This is a genomic window from Myxococcus sp. CA051A (genome assembly GCF_013336705.1).
Classification (GTDB): domain Bacteria; phylum Myxococcota; class Myxococcia; order Myxococcales; family Myxococcaceae; genus Myxococcus; species Myxococcus llanfairpwllgwyngyllgogerychwyrndrobwllllantysiliogogogochensis.
Window position 1 is genome coordinate 1 of sequence record NZ_JABUMS010000032.1, and the last position, 18615, is coordinate 18615.

The 18615-nt window shown below is 68.9% G+C and carries 10 protein-coding genes; 5 read left to right on the forward strand and 5 right to left on the reverse strand.

From position 1 onward, the window contains the following. Nucleotides 1–1571 precede the first annotated feature (1571 nt). From HUA74_RS43150 to HUA74_RS43160, 3 genes are read left to right on the forward strand one after another with little or no spacing between them, the layout of a single operon-like run. The gene (locus tag HUA74_RS43150) at nucleotides 1572–2771 is read left to right on the forward strand and encodes an HlyD family secretion protein (RefSeq protein WP_141645227.1); all 1200 of its coding nucleotides are present in this window, start codon (nucleotides 1572–1574) and stop codon (nucleotides 2769–2771) included. Between the two features lie 3 nt (nucleotides 2772–2774). Next, a complete protein-coding gene (locus HUA74_RS43155) occupies nucleotides 2775–5474 on the forward strand; it encodes an ATP-binding cassette domain-containing protein (protein ID WP_174459239.1) in 2700 nt (899 codons plus the stop codon). After that, nucleotides 5471–7660, forward strand: a complete 2190-nt coding sequence (locus HUA74_RS43160) for an ABC transporter ATP-binding protein (RefSeq protein WP_174459240.1) — start codon at nucleotides 5471–5473, stop codon at nucleotides 7658–7660. The genes HUA74_RS43155 and HUA74_RS43160 overlap by 4 nt, the downstream gene beginning before the upstream one ends. A gap of 723 nt (nucleotides 7661–8383) precedes the next feature. On the opposite strand, the gene HUA74_RS43165 is transcribed toward HUA74_RS43160, so the two are convergent. Continuing rightward, nucleotides 8384–10183 carry a hypothetical protein gene (locus HUA74_RS43165; RefSeq protein WP_174459241.1) on the reverse strand — a complete coding sequence of 600 codons (1800 nt, stop codon included), beginning with the start codon at nucleotides 10181–10183 and terminating at the stop codon, nucleotides 8384–8386. A 209-nt stretch (nucleotides 10184–10392) separates the two neighbouring features. Continuing rightward, nucleotides 10393–11982: a cytochrome-c peroxidase gene (locus HUA74_RS43170; RefSeq protein ID WP_174459242.1), complete on the reverse strand. Its 1590-nt coding sequence runs from the start codon at nucleotides 11980–11982 to the stop codon at nucleotides 10393–10395. 662 nt (nucleotides 11983–12644) lie between these two features. On the opposite strand from HUA74_RS43170, the gene HUA74_RS43175 reads away from it, so the two are divergent. Continuing rightward, complete coding sequence (locus tag HUA74_RS43175) at nucleotides 12645–13472, forward strand: hypothetical protein (RefSeq protein WP_174459243.1); 828 nt, start codon at nucleotides 12645–12647, stop codon at nucleotides 13470–13472. Nucleotides 13473–13567: 95 nt separating this feature from the next. After that, nucleotides 13568–14962 carry a di-heme oxidoredictase family protein gene (locus HUA74_RS43180; RefSeq protein ID WP_174459244.1) on the forward strand — a complete coding sequence of 465 codons (1395 nt, stop codon included), beginning with the start codon at nucleotides 13568–13570 and terminating at the stop codon, nucleotides 14960–14962. Nucleotides 14963–14980: 18 nt separating this feature from the next. Here the strand turns inward: HUA74_RS43180 and HUA74_RS43185 are convergent, their stop codons facing one another. The 3 genes from HUA74_RS43185 to HUA74_RS43195 form a co-directional block, all read right to left on the reverse strand. Then, nucleotides 14981–16000, reverse strand: coding sequence for a hypothetical protein (locus HUA74_RS43185; protein WP_174459245.1), 1020 nt, complete (start codon nucleotides 15998–16000; stop codon nucleotides 14981–14983). 87 nt (nucleotides 16001–16087) lie between these two features. Continuing rightward, nucleotides 16088–17125 carry a hypothetical protein gene (locus HUA74_RS43190; RefSeq protein WP_174459246.1) on the reverse strand — a complete coding sequence of 346 codons (1038 nt, stop codon included), beginning with the start codon at nucleotides 17123–17125 and terminating at the stop codon, nucleotides 16088–16090. A gap of 94 nt (nucleotides 17126–17219) precedes the next feature. Further along, nucleotides 17220–18530 carry a hypothetical protein gene (locus HUA74_RS43195; protein ID WP_174459247.1) on the reverse strand — a complete coding sequence of 437 codons (1311 nt, stop codon included), beginning with the start codon at nucleotides 18528–18530 and terminating at the stop codon, nucleotides 17220–17222. Nucleotides 18531–18615 lie beyond the last annotated feature (85 nt).

Consider the following 18615-nt stretch of genomic DNA (forward strand, 5'->3'; position numbering starts at 1 on the left):
ATTCTCCGAGTGAAACGGGTGGAGTGAACGACTACGCCAGCACGTCGGTGCTCAGCACGGGGATCTGACCGCCACCGCCGCAACCACGAGGACCGCCACGAACCTTGGTCTTGATCTGCATGATGTGTGCTCCTGGTGAGAGATCTTGAGGAAGGTACAGCCGGAATCGTCTGGCGACCGCCAGCGACGACTACGGGATCTGCGTACGAACCGTGCCGGTCACCACGGGCAGGGAACCGCCGCAACCACGGGGACCGCCACGAACCTTGGTCTTGATCTGCATGATGTGCTCCTGGTGAGAGTACTGCGTTGCTCCAGACAACCTGGAGAGTGGGAAAGGCAGAGACAACTACGGAATCTGGGTGCCGGGACGAGTCGGGAGAACGACCGTGCCGCCACCACAACCACGGGGACCGCCACGAACCTTGGTCTTGATCTGCATGTGCTTGCTCCTTCCAGCGAGCAGAACAATCAAGCACACCCCTCTGACATCCGAGCCGTTGAGACACTCGCTGTCTAAACGCCGCCACCTGATTCTCGTCGCGCTCGCGGGCTCGACCATCCCCTCAACCTGCCGCCCGTCTCGCTATTCCCAGACCACCTGGAACCTACGCCGTGCCTCGCTCGCCATTGCCTTCGCTTCGAGACACCAGATTCGCGCCGGAACTGGAATCATTAAAGACGGGCGTAATCGGTCAGTCAAGCCATGCCGTAAAGATTGCGGAGAAAGTCATTGTAACTTCTGGCGCTACAACCAATCTCAAACTTCGCGAAACACGAAAATACATGACGCGTGGCGCTGCAGTGGAAATCGCCGGCGGACGATGCGCTTCCCGCTGACGAATCCGAGCCACATCCGGGCAAATACAGCCCAGGTGAAGACCACGGGGCCTGCGTCAGCGCGTCGTACGCAACCAGTGGTCAGTGCCATTGGCGCCGCAGCTCCGGGGGCCGCCACGAACCTTGGTCTTGATCTTCATGATGTCTACTCCCTGATGGAGGACAGCGAAGTTCCGGGTGGCGAGGGGCGAGCCCATACACACCCTGAGTAGAATCATTAAAAATCGATGGAAAATGGGAGTCAAGCCTTCAACAGAAAAACCCGTCATCCCTTTTAAATCCGCAGACTTGGATATTTCGCCCAATTTACCAAAACGCGAGAATGACCCAGGATCCTGAAATCCACCAGGTCTGCCTCTCGCATCCATGCTGGCGCGCGCCGCGCCGTGAGACGCGCCAAGCCCTGCTCACGGTTCCATCTACGTGGAGACCGCATCGCGCCATGCGTCGCAATACCTTTAAAACATGTTTTCACGCACAAGCGCGCCCGCTCCAATAAATAGGATTCGCTTGGACAACCCTTGACTGGGGATGCCCGGGCGGTCACGGCCCTGGCCCCCGAGCCGGACAGGCAGCGCATGCGCGGCGTGAAGACACCGCATCCCGCGCCCCCGGAGCCAGTCCCCCGAGTCCACGGTGCCGGTGCGGCGTCAGTCCATTGGGCGAGAATGCGGGGAGTCGGTCGGACAACGGCGATGAGGTAGGCTTCATCCATGCGAGTTGGTGAAGGAATGTTCCCGCGCACCATGCGCGCGCTGGTGCGGGGACGAGGGCGCTCGGCGCTCTGGTTGTTGCCGGTGGGGCTGTTCGCCGTGTGGGGCGGCTGGTTCGTCCGGGCGCGCATCACCGTGTACGAGCCCAGCGTGCAGGCGCGGCTGGAGGTCCACCGGGAGGTCTACGCCGTCGACGCCCCGGTGGAGGGGCGGCTGGTGAAGACGCGGGTGGAGCTGCACCGTCAGGTGACCGCGGGCGAGGTGCTCTTCGAGCTGGCGCATGAGCAGGAGGCGCGGCTGCTCGCGGAGGCGGAGGCCCTGCTGCAGGGCGTGGGGCCGCAGCTGGTGGCGGCGCGCGCGGAGCTGGACGCGGAGCAGAGCGCGCTGGTGGCCCAGCAGGAGCGCGGCGCGGCGGGCGTGGACGAGGCCCGCGCCCGGCTCGCCGAGGCCGAGGCGCTGGCCCGCCGGGCACTGGAGGAGAAGACGAGCACCGAGCAGCTCTGGACGCGGCAGCTGGTGAGCGAGTCGGAGTGGAACCGGGTGCGCACGGAGCTGGAGCGGGCGCAGGCGGTGGAGCAGGCCTCTCGCGCGGGGCTCGCGCGCGTGAAGATGGACGGCACCATGCAGACCACCGAGCGGCGCATCCGCGTCGCGGCGCTGCGGCGGGAAATCGCGGAGCTCGAGTCCGGGGAGAACGTGGCGCGCGCCTCCGTGGAGCGGCTGCGCGACGAGTTGGAGCGCCGGGTGGTGAAGGCGCCCGCGGACGGCATCCTCGGGGAGACGAGTTCGGTGCGAGTGGGCGCGCAGGTGCGAGCCGGAGACCGCATCGCCACCGTCGTCGCGGGCGGTGACGTGCGCATCGTCGCGCAGCTGTCCCCCGCCACGGCCCTGGGCCGCGTGCGCGCCGGACAGCGGGCCCGGATGAAGCTGGAGGGCTTCTCCTGGACGGAGTTCGGCATGGTGCAGGCCACGGTGGTCGCGGTGGCGAGCGAGGCCCGCGACGGGATGGTGCGCGCGGAGCTGTCCGTGGACGAGATGCCGGTGGGCATTCCCCTGGAGCATGGCCTGCCGGGCACCGTGGACATCGCCGTGGAGGAGGCCACGCCCCTGCGGCTGGTGCTGCGGGCGCTGGGACGGGGCATGGAGGCGCCCGCGCGGGCACGGCCGCTGCCGCCGCGCACGCCCCGGGAGCTGGAGATGTCGCGGGGGGGAGGCTGAGTCATGGCGGGCACACGACGACTGCTCATTCCCGAAGTCATCCAGACGTCCGCCATGGACTGCGGTCCGGCGGCCCTCAAGGCCCTCTTCGACGGCTTCAACCTCCCCGTCAGCTACGGCCGTCTGCGCGAGGCCTGCCAGACGGACATCGACGGGACGTCCATCGACGTGCTGGAGGAGCTGGCCGGCAAGCTGGGCATGGACGCCGTCCAGGTCGTCCTGCCCCTGGACCAGGTGCTCATGCCGGAGACGAAGGCGCTGCCCGCGCTCGCGGTGGTGCGCCTGGCGGACAGCAACCTGCACTTCATCGTCATCTGGCGGCGGTGGGGCAACATGGTGCAGATCATGGACCCCGCGCTGGGACGGCGCTGGGTGTCCGTGACGGAGCTGATGGAGCGGCTCTACGTCCACGCCCTGCCCGTCCCCGCCGAGGGCTTCCGCGCGTGGGCCAGCACGGAGGAGTTCCTCGCGGGCATGCGCCTGCGGCTGGGCGCGCTGGCCGACAAGCCGCTCGCGGAGCGGCTGCTCGCGGAGGCGCTCGCGGACGAGACGTGGAAGAGCGTGGCCTGCCTGGACGCGGCGGCGCGGCTGGTGCAGACGCTGGTGGACGGGGGCGGCGTCGAGCGGGGCGAGTCCTCCGAGCGCTTCCTGGAGCAGCTGCTGCGCGAGGTGCGCGCCGCGCTCGCGGAGGGGCGGGCCGAGCAGGTCATCCCCGCCTCCTACTGGACGGCGGTGGGCCCTCCCGACGCGGAGGAAGTCACGCTGCGCGGCGTGGTGGCCATCCTGGCCCGGGGCCTGCGCACGGAGCGCGCCGAGGGAGAGCCGCCGCTGTCCGCGGAGCTCCTGGCGGCCCTGAAGGAGCCTCCCACCCGGCCCCTGCGGGAGCTGGTGGCGCTGATGCGCCGGGACGGCGTGCTGGCGCCCTCGGTCCTCGCGGCCATCGCCCTGACGGCCGCGGTGGGCGGCTTCCTGGAGGCCCTGCTCCTGCGCGGCATCATCGACGCGGGGCGCTACCTCACCACCCAGGAGCAGCGACTGGCGGGCATCGTGACGCTGCTGGCGCTGATGGGCATGATCTTCTCGCTGGAGTTCCCCCTGTCGCTGGGGACCCTGCGGCTGGGCCGGCGGCTGGAGCTGCGCCTGCGACTGGCGTTCCTCGACAAGATACCCCGCCTGGGAGACCGCTACTTCAAGAGCCGGCTGGTCTCCGACATGGCGCAGCGCTGCCACGGCATCCACCAGGTGCGCTCCGTGCCGACCATGGCGGTGGGCGTGCTGCGCGCCTCCGCGGAGATGCTCGTCACGCTGGCCGGCCTGACGTGGCTGGCCCCTGGCAGCGCCCCGCTCATCATCATCGGCGGAGGACTGGCGCTCGCCGTCCCCCTGCTCGCCCAGCGCTCGCTGCTGGAGGCGGACCGGCGGATGCGCGACTTCGACGGCGTGCTGTCGCGCTTCTACCTGGACGCCATGCGCGGGGCGGTGGCGCTGCGGGCCCACCGCGCGGAGCTGACGCTGCGGCGTGCCCATGAGGAGCCGCTGCACGAGTTCGTCCGCGCCGCGCGCACGCTGCTCAGCCGCGGCATCCTCACCGACACGCTCGCCACCATGGTCGCCACGGGCGGCTCGGTGGCCATCGTCCTGCATGCCGTGTCCCAGGGGATTCAGCCTGGCGCCGTGCTGCTGCTCGTCTACTGGGCGCTCGCCCTGGCCACCCTGGGCAAGCAGCTGGCGGACGCGCTGCGCCAGTACCCGGCCGCCTCGTCGCTCACCGCGCGGATGATGGAGCCGCTCCTCACGCCCGACGAGGTGGGCGCGGGGCTGGAGACGGCCGACGACGTGGACGCCCGGGCCGAGACGGGTGGCGTGGGCTTCACGCTCAAGCAGGTGGAGGTCAAGGCCGCGGGCTTCACCGTGCTGCAGGGCATCGACATGGCGGTGCGCCCCGGAGAGCACGTGGCCATCGTCGGCCCCTCGGGCGCCGGCAAGTCCTCGCTCGTGGGCATCCTGCTGGGCTGGCACCGGCCGTCGTCCGGGAGCGTGGAGGTGGATGGCGCGCCGCTGGCGGGACAGGTGCTCGCCCGGCTGAGGCGGCAGACGGCCTGGGTGGAGCCGGAGGTGACGCTGTGGAACAAGTCCCTCGTCGACAACCTGGCCTACGGCGTGGAGGCGACGGACGTGTTGCCGCGCGTGGGGCAGGCGCTGCGCTCGGCGGACCTCATCGAGTTCCTCGACAAGCTCCCCCTCGGCCTGCAGACGCGGCTGGGCGAGGGAGGCAGCCTGCTGTCCGGCGGTCAGGGGCAGCGGGTGCGCCTGGGGCGGGCGCTGCTGCGTCCCGGGGTGCGGCTGGCCATCTTCGACGAGCCGTTCCGGGGACTGGAGCGGGACAGGCGCGCGGCGCTGCTGGAGCGCTCACGCGCCGAGCTCTCCGGCGCCACGCTGCTGTGCATCATGCATGACATCGCGGAGACGCTGACGTTCGACCGCGTCCTCGTCATCAAGGGCGGCCAGCTGGTGGAGGACGACAACCCGAAGCGGCTCGCCCAGCGCGAGGACTCCGTGTACCGCGCGCTGCTCGACGAGGAGGAGCAGATGCGCCGTGACCTGACGGGCCACGGGGGGTGGCGGCGGATGGTGCTGGACCACGGGCTGCTCAGCGAGCATCCCGCGGAAGACACGAAGCCGATGCGGGAGGGGGCGGCGTGACGACCCTGGCGAACGAGCTGAAGCCGAGGGCGGCCGGGCCGCTTTCGGGCCTGGCGTGGCAGCCGAGGCGGGCCGCGGAGGCACTGGAGGCGCTGGCGCTCCGGGCAGGGCTGCCGCTGCCGCGCACCTCCGGACGGGTGGTGGGTGGATTGCCGGAAGACCCGAACCGGCTGGGCGAGTGGCTGGACGCGGTGGCCCAGTCCCAGGGGCTGGAGCTGGACCTGCTCTACACGCGCCACGGCGAGGTGGAGAAGGCCATCCAGCGCGCCGCCCCTGCCCTGCTGGACGTCGTCGGTGACGGAGGCGTGCAGGTCGTCGCGCTCCTGCGCGTGTCCCCGTCCGGGAGGACGGCGCGCGTGCTCGCCCCCGACGAGACGGTCCGCGACGTGCCCGTGTCCGAGCTGACCGCCGCCGTACAGGCGCTCGTCGAGTTCCAGCAGGTGGACACCGTGGACCGGGTGCTCGCGGGGACCGCGCTGCGCGAGCCGCAACGAACCCTGGCTCGCCGCGCGCTGATGGGCGCGCAGTTGGCCAACACCCACCTGGTCGCCGCGCGCACCCTGCGCCTGCCCCCCGGTGCCCGGCTCATCCACCACCTGAAGGCGCTGTCGGCGGCCCCCCGGCTGATGCTGGTGCTGCTGCTGGCGGTGCTCATCCAGGTCTGCGTGCTCGCGGCCTGGTGGTTGATTGGCCGGGGCGCCTTCGAGGGCCAGCTGGACCAGGGCTGGCTCTGGGCCTGGGCGCTGATGGGCCTGACGGCGGTGCCGCTGCAGGCCGCGCTGGCGTGGACGCAAGGCACGCTGGCGCTGGACCTCTCCGCGCTGCTGCGCCGACGGCTGCTGGCGGGAGCGCTCTCGCTGCCCGTGGACGAGGCGCGCCGCGGAGGCATTGGCGAGTACGTGGGGCGGACGTTCGAAAGCGCGGGCATGGAGCAGATGGTGCTCGCGGGCAGCTTCACCAGCATGCTCGCGGTGGTGGACCTGACGCTGGCGGCCAGCGTGACGCTGTCGGGGCCTGCGGGCTGGCTCGGGCTGGGGGCGTTGGCGGCCTGCTGCGCGGTGCTGGGGGTGCTCGTCGCCCGGCAGGCCGTGCTCTTCCGGGGCTGGACGGAGGCGCGCGTGGTGATGACGCACGCGCTCATCGAGCGGATGCTCGGCCACCGCACCCGGCTGGCGCAGGAGCAGCCGTCGCGCTGGCACGAGGAGGAGGACCAGGAGCTGGCGCGCTACTCGGACGCCGCCGAGCGCTGGGACGCGGGCACCGCGCGCATCATGACGCTCGCGCGCCGGGGCATCCTTCCGGTGGCCATCATCGCCACGCTCCCGAGCGTGCTGGCGGGAAGCTCCACGGCGACCATCGCGGTGGGCGTGGGCGCGGCGCTGCTGGGCGCCCGCGCGGTGACGTCCATGACGGTGGGCGCGCTGGCGCTCATCGGCTCGCGCGTGCTGTTCGACGGCGTGCGCCCCATGCTGGAAGCGGCCCGGCTCGCCCGCGCCGTGGGCGCGACGAAGGAGGATGAAGATGGCGTGCCCCAGGTGGCGCCGCTCACCTCCAGCGAGGCGCCGTCCAGGAACCAGGCGCTGCTCGAGGTGCGCGACGTGTACTTCAAGCACCCGGCCTCGCCGCGCGCGGTGCTGGAGGGGGCTTCGCTGTCCATCCGCCCCGGCGAGCGCGTGCTCCTGGAAGGGCCTTCCGGCTCGGGCAAGTCCACCCTCGCCTCCATCCTCACGGGCCTGCGGCGCCAGGGCTCCGGCGTGGTGCTGCTGCGCGGCCTGGACATGTCGACGTGGACGTCGGACGGCTGGGGCGCGCAGATCGCCGGCGCACCCCAGTTCCATGAGAACCACGTCGTCTCCGGCACGCTGGCCATGAACCTGCTGCTGGGCCGCGCCTGGCCGCATACGCAGGACGACATGAAGCTGGCGCGGGAGCTGTGCGAGGAGCTGGGGCTGGGCGACCTGCTGCAGCGCATGCCCGCGGGAATCCTGCAGATGGTGGGCGAGCGCGGCTGGCAGCTCTCCCACGGCGAGCAGAGCCGCATCTTCGTCGCGCGCGCCCTGCTTCAGCGCGTCCAGGTCGTCGTGTTGGACGAGGCGTTCGGCGCGCTGGACCCGGTGACGATGCGCAAGGTGATGAACTGCGTCAACGCTCGCGCGCCCACGCTCATCGTCATCGCCCACCCGTGACGGGAAGGCCGCACCCTGAAAAACAACAACGGTCGCCAGCAGGCGGAAGCTCCGCCTGCCGACGACCGAAGGACAAGCCATCAAACGTGAGTCAAACGCGTGCCGTGACTCCGGCACGTCGTCGCCGCGACTGCTACCGCTTCAGCGACAACACGACTCAGACCGCAATGACGCCGCCACAGGCGCGGGGACCGCCACGAACCTTGGTCTTGATCTGCATGGTGAGCTCCTGGGTGAGAGGTTCCGACTGCAGACGACAGGCACGACTCAGACGGTGATGACGCCGCCGCACGCACGGGGACCGCCACGAACCTTGGTCTTGATCTGCATGTGCTTGCTCCTGGTCAGAGGTTGAGACAGCAGACGACAGGCACGACTCAGACGGTGATGACGCCGCCGCAGGCACGGGGACCGCCACGAACCTTGGTCTTGATCTGCATGGTCTTGCTCCTGGTCAGAGGTTCCGACTTCGGACTACGGCACGACTCAGACAGCCTTGACGACGACGGTGCCACCACAGCCACGGGGACCGCCACGAACCTTGGTCTTGATCTGCATGTGCTCGCTCCTGGTTTTCGGGACAGCGACACCATCCACGACAGTCCTGACAACCGTCGCAATTGGCGCTCTCCGATATAAGTCGGTGAAACAGGTCAGTCAAGCTTCCCAGGCCTGAAACACAAGCTGATGCATCCAGGCCTGGGAGTGAAACATTGCGTCAATTCAAGCAGCAGCGGCGGAGGGCGCCCCCGGCGTGATTTTGACGTCCGCCACGTGGCTTTCGATGCCCACGCCCAGCTCTTCGCGGAAGACATCCAGCAGGTAGGGCAGCACGCCGATGGTGGCGAACCGCAGCCGGTGGTGGATGGACAGGTCCAGGTTGGTGAAGGGCCGGTCCGGGTGCTGGCGTTGCAGCAGCGCGTTCACCTCGCGCTGCACGGTCTCCAGCGTGCCCAGCGCGGAGCGTTCGATGGTGAGGTAGTCGGCCAGCGCCTCGGCCACCGCGTCGATGAGCTCGGGGCGCGCGCCGTCGGGCACGGGGGCACGCTCGCGGAACAGCTTGCGCAGCGCCTCCGCCGCCTGGGCGTGCACGGCGTCCTTCGGCGGGGAGAAGACGTCGCTGATGTTCTGGAGCTTCTCCTCGCTGAAGCCGCGCAGGCCGCGCTGCGCGCGGTCATACATCTCCACGTAGCGGGCCTTGGCCCACTCGCGCTGGACCGACGTGTTCTGTCGGGTTGGCAGGATGACCTTCCAGTCCTTCTCGATGCGTTGACGCAGCCGGCCCCAGCCGCTGTCCGCCGGCCCTTCGGCCTGCAGCACCGCGTCACGAATGCGCTCGTAGGTGTGGCACATGTGGGCCCACAGGGTGAACTGGAGCGAGTAGAGCTGCAGGCCGCGCAGGCCGTAGTCGATGGCGGCGGGAATCTCCGCGAGCCACGACGGCTCCGGCAGGGGCTCACCCGCCATGGGCTTGCCATCCAGCATCGTCGCGAAGAACTCGTCGACCATGTGCGGCGGGCCCGCGCACACGCCACGGGTGGACAGGAAGTGGTTGTCGCGCTCCGTCAGGTGCAGCAGCGACGCCGGGTTGATGGGCGTCTCATACGGCATCGGCTGCTCGGGCAGGAACATCAGGTAGATGCTCACCATGCGCACGCCGTCGGTGACGCGGAACACCGACGACAGCACCGGGTCCAACGTCCCGTTGGGGATGGGGTCCTTGCCGCGCAGGAGCATCAGCGACGGCACCGCCAGCACCGCGCAGCTGAAGGCATGCAGGTCACCGAGGCGCCACTGTCCATCCGCCAGCAGCGGATAGCGCTTCAGGAACGCCTCGCGCAGGATGAGCAGCGCCTGGAGCGTGGGCTTCCAGTGTTTGGACATGGACTTCAGCGCCGTCACGTTCATCAGCGCGTCGTCCTTGAAGCGGCTTCCCGGATACGGACACATGCGCCACTCGGTCTCCATCCGCATGCGCATGGAGTCCGGGAAGACGTTGTTCTCGCCGATGTGCCGCCCCTCGGCATCCAGCGCCGCGTGCGCCGCGCGGTGCACGGGCAGCATCGCCTCCAGGAAGCCGACCTCCATCGGCCGGCCCACCAGCTGCTGCAGCACCCCTTCCGTGTCGGGGTTCCACCACATGGGCTCCGAGGGCGCGGGCCGCCGGGCCTCCGACGCCATCACCATCTTGTGGTAGTCCGTCTCCGGCGAAAGCTTCGGCGCCTCGCGCGACAGGATGTTCTCCGCGAGCAGCTGCTCGAGCAGCTCCTTCACGCGCTCCCAGGCATAGGGTTCGCCGTTGCTCCAGCGCGTGGCCATCGCCGCCATGAACTGGTCTTGCTTGAGCAGGTTCTCCCCGAAGGAGTGCAGGTCCGCCTCCTCGATGGAGATCTCCTTGAGCCCGTAATAGATGCGCAGCTCGTTCGTGCCCTCGGGTGTCTGGACGTACTCACTCATGAAGCGGCGCCTCATGGGCAGATACAGCGTCTCATGCGGGTCGATGGGCACGGCTTCCTGACTCATGCGACAACTCCTGGGAGAAACCTGTTGTTCAGACCTGACGCGAAGGTCAGGAACTCTTCCACGAGGTCCCCGGAGCATCAAGCAAGCCCCGGGAGCCGAGACTCCGCCCATTCTCGCGCTGGCCCTGACATCCCGCGCAAAAAGGGCAAAGCCACCCAGGGGCCTGAAGCCCCCTGGGTGGCTCACTCTCATCGCAAGCGAAACCGAGCCTAGCGGCAGGCGCCCCGACCGCCGCGGCCCGTGACGGGCAGCGTCTCGCGGTTCGGGAACGGCAGCTCCGGGTGGTCGAACGGCGCGCGGTACGTGTACACGCGGCAGTCGGTCAGCGCGTTGGAGAGGAAGTCCACCAGCGCGGAGCGGTCGCTCGCGCTGAAGGTGCGCGGCTTGATGTCGAGCGACTTCTCCGGGTTGTTGAAGTCACCGCCTCGGGCATAGAAGTCGACCACGTCGTCGAGCGTGGGGTAGCCGCCGTTGTGGAAGTACGGCGCCGTCAGGCCGACGTTGCGCAGGGTGGGCGTCTTGAACGCGCCCATGTCGAACGGAGACAGGCTGACGGAGTTGGGCTCGCCGCCGAAGATGCCCAGGTCACCGCGGGCCAGGTCGTCGTCCGTGGGACGCACGCCGATGTTGTGGAAGCCCGTGTCGCCGCCGTCGCGGTTGAGGGGGCCGGCGATTTCGTACCAGCTCATCGTCGCGTCGGACAGCATGGCGCCGGTGTGGCAGTTGATGCACTCACCCTTGCCCACGAAGACGTTGAGGCCCTTGAGCTGCTTGGGGGTGAGCGCGTTCAGGTTGCCCGACAGGAAGCTGTCGAAGGGCGTCTGGTCCGGGATGAGCGTGGCCTGGTAGGCCTGGAGCGCCTCGCCCCAGATGAGCGAGAAGACGTTGACGGAGATGTTGGCCAGCGCGTCGCCGAAGGCCTCGCGGATGAGCTGGTCATAGGTGCACGGCGCGCCGTTGCAGATGAGGCCCGGGCCCGTGGGGTTGGCCAGCGTGCCCAGCACGCTGTCGGAGGTGGAGACGCGCTGGTGCCGCAGCGGCTGGCGCACGGCCAGCTTGGCGCCCAGGCTGCCCGGACCGAGCAGCTGGCGACCGGAGCACGACTGCTCGGAGAAGTTCGTCACGGGGCCGGTGGCCTGGGACGCGAGCGACGCGTTCTCGATGCGCAGGAGGAAGCCCTGGGTGTTGTTTTCGGTGAAGCCCCAGATGTTCACGCCGTTGAAGGTCGCGTTGGCTTCGCCGCCCCAGAACTGGTTGCGGTAGAAGCCCGAGCCGAGGACGGACGGGCTGTGACGCGGGCCCACCAGCCGGTGCTCGTTGAACGGAGCGGCGGGCAGCACTTCACAGGAATCCGCGGCGACGGTGGGGTCCGGGTTCAGCCCCAGGAACTGCGCGCGCAGCGGGCCCTGCGAGCCGATGCGGTCATCGCTGGTGATCTTCGCGAGCGTGAACGTCTCGCCGGGACCCGCGATGCTGTCGAAGACGTTGTCGAAGCCGGGGTGCACGGTATTGATGCGACGGTCATCCGCGCCACCGGCGAAATGGCAGCTCGCACAGGCCGTCTGGCCGTCGCCGCTCGTCTGGATATCCCAGAAGAAGACCTTGCCCAGACGGATGGCGGCGGCCTTGTTGATGATGCGGCTGCCCACCGGCTGCGGCACCGGCTCATGGGCCAATGGACGCAGCGAGAACACCGCCATGCTGTCCAGCAGCGCCTTCGGGTCCACCCCCAGCTCTTCCGTCTCCGCGGGAGTGGGATTGAGAGGCTCGACCTGAGCCGCCGGCTCACATGCCGACAACGATACCGCCAGAGCCGACGAGAAAAGGCCGCGATTGAAAAGACGCACACCGCGGGACAACGACGAACGAGCCATAGGGAATGCCCCCTTCTCAGAGCGTCATGACTTGTATGAGGTTGGCGGAATCACCAGTGTCACCAGTCTGACGAATGGTTTTATACCGGTTCCGCATTATTCCTGTCCAGGCGGCCTCGACCCAGGGCGCACCTTCCAGTCTCAGCGTAAAAGCAGAGTTGCTCCTGCTTCGCTCGTATAAATGACCTGACAGGAAGGACTCGCTAAACAGGATGACGCAACCTGTCCAGATTCGCGGTTTCCAACATTTTGACAATGATTCTTGGAATCGGAATCGCCCCCATACCCAGACAGCGTCTGCGCGCACCACACGCATGGAACGGGTCAATGTCACGCTCGGCGAATGGCGTGTGGCAGGGCGCGATACATTCAACGCGAGGCTGTAACAACACACGCTACAGCCACGACGCCCTGGAGGCTCAATTCCTCACTGATACAGAGGAGGTGAAACATGCCGGTGAGCGCTGGCCTGCGGGGTGCAAGGGGATGGCTCGCCGCCACATGGAGCATTCGGGCTGGGCCGGCACCGGATGCAGCACTCTCCTGGCGGTGCAGATCCTCCCCCTATTGAAGAGGTAGGTAATTCCATGCAGCTGAAGATGATGGGCCGTTTGTTCGCAGCGGCGCTCCTGAGCGTCATGTCGGGTTGTCAGGGCGAAGAGCCCACGGCGGCGGACGGCGATGTGGCCACGCAGGAAGCCGGCGCGGAGTCGAAGTGCACGCAGCGGTTCGACGGCATCAACAGCTGCGCGCTGGGTAACGCGCAGCTGGCGTCGACGGAGCAGGGCCTGGCCGTCACCGGTCTGCGCAGCGTGAAGACGGACGGTGTCGCCAGCAGCTTCGCTCGGGCGGCCAGCTGGACGCAGGCGACGGAAATCAAGTTCGGCAGCACCTCGGGCGTGCTGCAGCTGGACGCGCGCTCGGGCGACCAGGTGGTCAGCACGCTGCGCGTGACGCCGGGCCGTGAGGCGAACAGCGCGTTCATCACCCCGACGTTCAGCGGCGCGCCGGGCGGCTCCAACTACCGGATGAACGTCTACCGCGAGGGCGTGCTCCAGGGCACGTCCACCAACACCGCCAACCGGATGATCATCTTCACCAACTGGCGGGACTTCATCCGCTTCCTGATGGCGTACGCCGACTTCTTCGAGCTGGACATCATCTGGGGGAAGAACGGCGAGCAGCCCACCGCTCCGGCCAACGTGGGCGCGTGCGGCTGGCGCCTGCGCACCAACGGCACCACCTTCTCGGTGGCGCTGGATGACGGCAAGGTGCTCACCGGTGACTCCGTGGAGTTCATCGAGGAGATCGAGGACGGGCACTACCCGTACAACGGCTTCACGGGCATCGACGTGAAGGCGACCGCGCAGGGGATGAACATCCTGAGCGAGTCCTTCAAGCCGGCGGCGAAGTAGTCGTCCCGCCCGTGCCCCGCGCACGGGCCCCACGCCGGGCGGGAGTCGTGCATCCCGCCCGGCGTGTCGTTTCCCGCGTTCCCGGAGGCACCTCGATGAGCCGGCGGCTGTACCTGTTGGGCATCCCTCTTGGAGCGCTGGTGCTCACCGCCGTGTGGGCGCAGGCGGGGCGTCGTCCCCTGCCCCCGCCCCTGGTGCTGGGACAGTTGGCCCTCGCGCTGGAGCCGGGCGAGGAGCTGCCGGGTGGCGCCGCCACCGTGACGGAGGCGGGGCGCAATGCCTTCGGTCGCTCGCCGCCGAACATGGACCGCGCGCGCTGGCCGGAGTTCCACCTGGGCAAGCGCGTCTTCGACCGCGACTGGAGCGACCCCGGCCATGGCCCCGGACTGGGCCCCCTCTTCAGCTCCAACTCCTGCATGGGGTGCCACGTGAAGGACGGGCGCGGGCGCCCTCCCCTCTCGCCCTCCGAGCCCCTGGTGTCGCTGGCCTTCCAGCTCGGCTCTCCCACCGGCCCCGGACCCCATCCCGTGTACGGCGAGCAGTTGGACCTCCACCACCTCGGCCAGGCCCGCGGTGAGGGCAGCGTCGAGGTGGGCCATGAGGAGCTCACCGGCACGTTCGCCACGGGCGAGCCCTACTCCCTGCTGCGCCCCGTCTACCTCTTCAAGGACCTCACGCGTGGACCGCTGGAGGACGGCACGCCCTTCTCGCCTCGCGTGTCGCCGGCCAACTTCGGCCTCGGACTGCTGGAGGCCATTCCCGAAGAGACACTGCTGGCGCTGGCGGACCCGGAGGACCGGGATGGCGACGGCATCTCCGGACGCCCCAACCAGGTGGAGGACGTGAAGGAGCGCCGCACCCGGATGGGCCGCTTCGGATGGAAGGCCAACCAGCCCACCCTGTTGCAACAGGTGACGCACGCGCTGGTCGCGGACATGGGGCTGACGAACGAGCTGTACCCTCGCGCCCAGGAGCCCGAGGGCGTCCCCGCCGCCGCCACGCCCGACGTGAAGGACTACGACCTGGAGCGGCTCGTCTTCTACACGCGGCTGCTGGCGGTGCCGCAGCGGCGGGACTGGGACGCGCCCGGCGTGCTGCGTGGCAAGGCGGTGTTCCGCGCCATCGGCTGCGCGTCCTGCCATGTGGACCGGCCGATGGAGACAGAGGAGGTCGCGGGCTTCCCGGAGCTGTCGCGCCAGCGCATCTTCCCGTACTCGGACCTGCTGCTGCACGACATGGGCGAGGCGCTGGCGGATGGACGTCCGGACGGGCTCGCCACCGGCCAGGAGTGGCGAACCCCGCCCCTGTGGGGAATCGGCCTGACGGCGACGGTGAGCGGCCACACGCGCTTCCTGCACGACGGGCGGGCCCGGAACCTCGAGGAGGCAGTGCTGTGGCATGGCGGAGAGGCCGCGCCCGCGCAGGAGCGCTACACGCGGCTCGTCCTCGAGGACCGGCAGGCCCTGCTGGCGTTCCTCGGCTCGCTCTGACCCGCGGAGGGCCGAGCCTCAGTCCTTCTGAAGCGGGAGGGCCGGATACACGCGCACCTCGCCAGCTCCACGCGCGAAGAGCGCGGCGACATTCACGCCGGTGACGTCCAGCGAGGCCTTCGCCACCACGGCGACGTCACCGGAGTCCACGCCCTGCACCTGGCTGTTCGCTCCCAGCACGCCGGTGTCGTAGTTCGCGTAGCCATCGCAGTTGAAGGCATAGCCTCCGCTCCGCGCGACGAGGGAGTCGGCCTTCAACGTCATCCCGCACGACGGCACGAGCTGGAGGTCGATGGGAGGAAGGCCCGAGGCCTTCTTCAGCCGCTGCGCGGCGTGGTCCAGGCAGATTTCCACGCCGAGCGTCAGCTGGTCGCGGACGAACACGGAGTTGCCGTCGTAGCTGGCCACCTGCACCTCGGACGTCGTGCCGTACTCCCGCGTGGGAGGCAGGTAGTGGACTCGCGCTCCGGCGATGCCGCCCCCGCCACCCGACACCGGGATGAAGTCCATCCCCGACTGGCGCCTCTTCAGGACGGCCTCCGCGAACTCGGGGCCCGCGGAGGCGTACGTGAAGCCGCCCTTCTGCACCAGCACGTAGTTGTACGCCTCGATGGGCTTGGACGTGTCGATGACGTACTTCGGTCCGAAGAGGCGCTCGAAGAAGCTCGCGGGCCGCGTCTGGAACGACTTGCCCACGGTGCTGCCGAAGACGAAGAGCCAATGCGCCCAGCGCGCCTCGTCCTTCACACGCGACTGGAGCGCGGCCACCAGCGCCTGCACGCCGTCCATCGAATAGGCGCCCGTGCTCCCTCGGAAGAAGAACTCGGGCAGCATGAACACCTTCAGCGTCTCCGGGTCGTCGCGCGTCGTCTCCGGACAGTCGCGGGCCGCGTCGAGCGCGCGGGCCACCAGCTCGACGCGGGCCGCGATATCGGCGCTCTCGGTGGAGAGCCCCGCGTACTCCTCCACGCCATCACCCAGCTTCCGGGGCCCGGTGTGGATGCACCAGGCGATGAACTGCACGTTGGAATAACGCATGCGCCGTCTCCTCGTTGAGCGAGGGGAAGGCCCCCGCGTGGTACCCGGAAGACGGCGGCGCCACGCGGGTGTGATTCCGACGCGCCTTCAGTCGAAGGTCTCCAGGAGCACGGCGACGATGAACGGCGGCTCGAACGACGCCGAGGCGCCCGAGAGGCCCACGCTCCCTCCAGCGAAGCCCGGCGACACCCGCACCGGACCTGGCGCCTCGCGGGTGCCACGGAACGAGAAGCCCGCGACCTGGACTTCCTCGGCCGAGGCCAGGTCCTCCGCGTGGCGCTCGAAGAAGGAGGACGCCACCGTCAGCTCGAAGCTCGGCTGATAGGCGACCATCATCTCCGCCACGCGGCCGCTCAACAGGCCCTTGGCGCCGAAGACCTGCTCCGGCGTGTAGCCGCCCTTGAAGGGGCCCTTGCGCCCGAGGATGGGCATGGAGCCGTTGAACCAGTGTCCCGTGTAGAGCGGCACCCGGCCCAGCCCCTCCATGGACACCGTCAGGGACAGGAGCTCTCCGTCCTTCAGCTCCAACGGCTTCAGCGTCCCCTGCTTCGCGCGGACCTTGAGCAACGAGGGTTGCGCATCCATGCGACCCTCCCGCGTCGAGGCCTGGACATCGACGCGGACGGGCCCCGTGGTGAGCCCCCGCGCGGCCATGCCCGCCAGCCATTCATAGGGCGACTTCGCCGGCGTGTAGTCGGCGCCCCACTGGAGGAGGCTCGCCTTGTTCTGGACCTTCGTCCAACCAGGAGGATTGCTGGAGCTGGCCGGCGGCGTGGAGGGCGGCGTCGCGCGCTCCAGGGACTCCTTCAGCTCCTCCACCGGCTCGAAGGACGGCGACAGCACGCGAAGGAAGGTGAGGTAGCGGCCACTGAAGCTCGCGCTCGTGGAGACGAACGGGGCGCCATCCTCGATGGACGCGGGCACCCCGTCATAGAAGTGGTGGGCCACGTCCCCCATCGTCCCGTCCACCGTGGGCACCCAGTCCCAGCGCAGCGCGGGCTCCAGCCATTGCAGGGGCGAGGCCCCGACGTTGGCTGACGCAAGGGAGGACTCGGGGTTCGCGGTCTGCTCGGCCAGCACCTGACGGAGCTCCGCGCGCAAGGCATCTTCGACAGTCGTCTTCATGGAAATCACCCGGAAAGAAAACGGCCCCCTCCACCAGGAGCGGAGAGGGCCGGAATGAATGCGTGAATGAACGAGGAACGGGACGGGGGCGCGACTACGCCTGGTTGAGGCCAGGGAAGGACACCAGCACGCCGATGATGATGGGGTCCTCGGAGGTGGAGCCGCCCTCGAAGGTCGTCTTGCCATCGGTGCTGTGCTCGTAGTTGCTCTCGTGCCCGCCGCTGCCACCGAAGGAGAAGGGTCCGATTCGCAGCGAAAGGCTCGCCTCGAACTTCTCGTAGTGCCGCTCGTACGTCGCCTCGCTCATCTCGATGGAGAAGCGCGGCTGGTACGCCACCACGAGCCCGCTGATGCGCGAGGCCAGGAGGCCATGCTGGCCGAACAGCGACGAGCTGCCCTCTCCGCCCTTCGCCACCCAGGGGTTGAGGATTTCGTAGCCGCCGCCCTTGCCGCGCGCGACGTCCGCCATGAAGCCGCCGTCGTACCAGGCACCCGGCGTGACGGGGACGATGGTGGACGACTTGACGGCGATGGTGGCCGTGACGTTCTTGTCCGTCGCGGTGAGGTCCATCTTCTCCCAGCTGCCGCTGGCCGACACACCCCAGAAGGGCTTGTCGTAGCTGGCGGTGGCCTGGGCCCAACTGCGCGAGTAGTCCACCGTCTGGTCCGACGCCTTGAGCGTCACGGAGAAGGAGCCGATGGAGCCCTTCTTGAGCTCCTCGCGCCACGTGTCGCCATCCGTCCCGACGATGTAGTCGGGCTGATAGCGCAGCACGCCCGAGCCGTCCTGCACCTTCGTCCAGCCGCGCGGAGCCGGCCCGCTGCCCGGGCTCCCGGAGGGCAGCTTGATGGCGTCGATGGACGACTGGAGCGACGCGGGCATGCCCGCCATCTCCAGCTCGAACACCAACTGGGACGCGCGCCGGAAGGCCAGGTTCGCGTTGTCGCAGATCTGCGCGTAGGTCTTCCCCGGCCCCAGGTCCACCCAGGTATCCACGTCCGGGTACTTGCGCTCGAAGTAGGCGCCACCGTTCTGCCGCTGGCTCAGGTACGCCTGGTTCAGGTTGGTGATGGCCTGCGACATCTCGTTCTCGCGCAGGGTGACCTGGATGCGCAGCGCGTTCAGGTCCTTCTGGCGCTCCGGGCTGACCTTGAAGGAGATGTGGTGGAGCGCCTGCCGGTAGGAGTCCGCGAAGGAGGCGTCCAGGGTGCTGTACGCGCCGAGCGGGGACCACCGCGGCATGCCGCTGATGACCTGGTACGCGTGCGAGTTGAGCTCACCCTGGGGCGCCGGCGCCCAGTTGAACGCCATGGGCGTCCCGAGCATCTGGAAGTTCGGCGCGTCGCCGCCCAGCGCACCGTTGATGATTTGGTTGTACGACTGACTGAAGAGGTTCTCGTTCACGACTGCTCCCTCGGGGAGACGGCTCCTGAAGCGAAGCCGTGCGTTCGCGGGTGACGAGCGTCATGCCCGTCGTGCCCGCATCCCT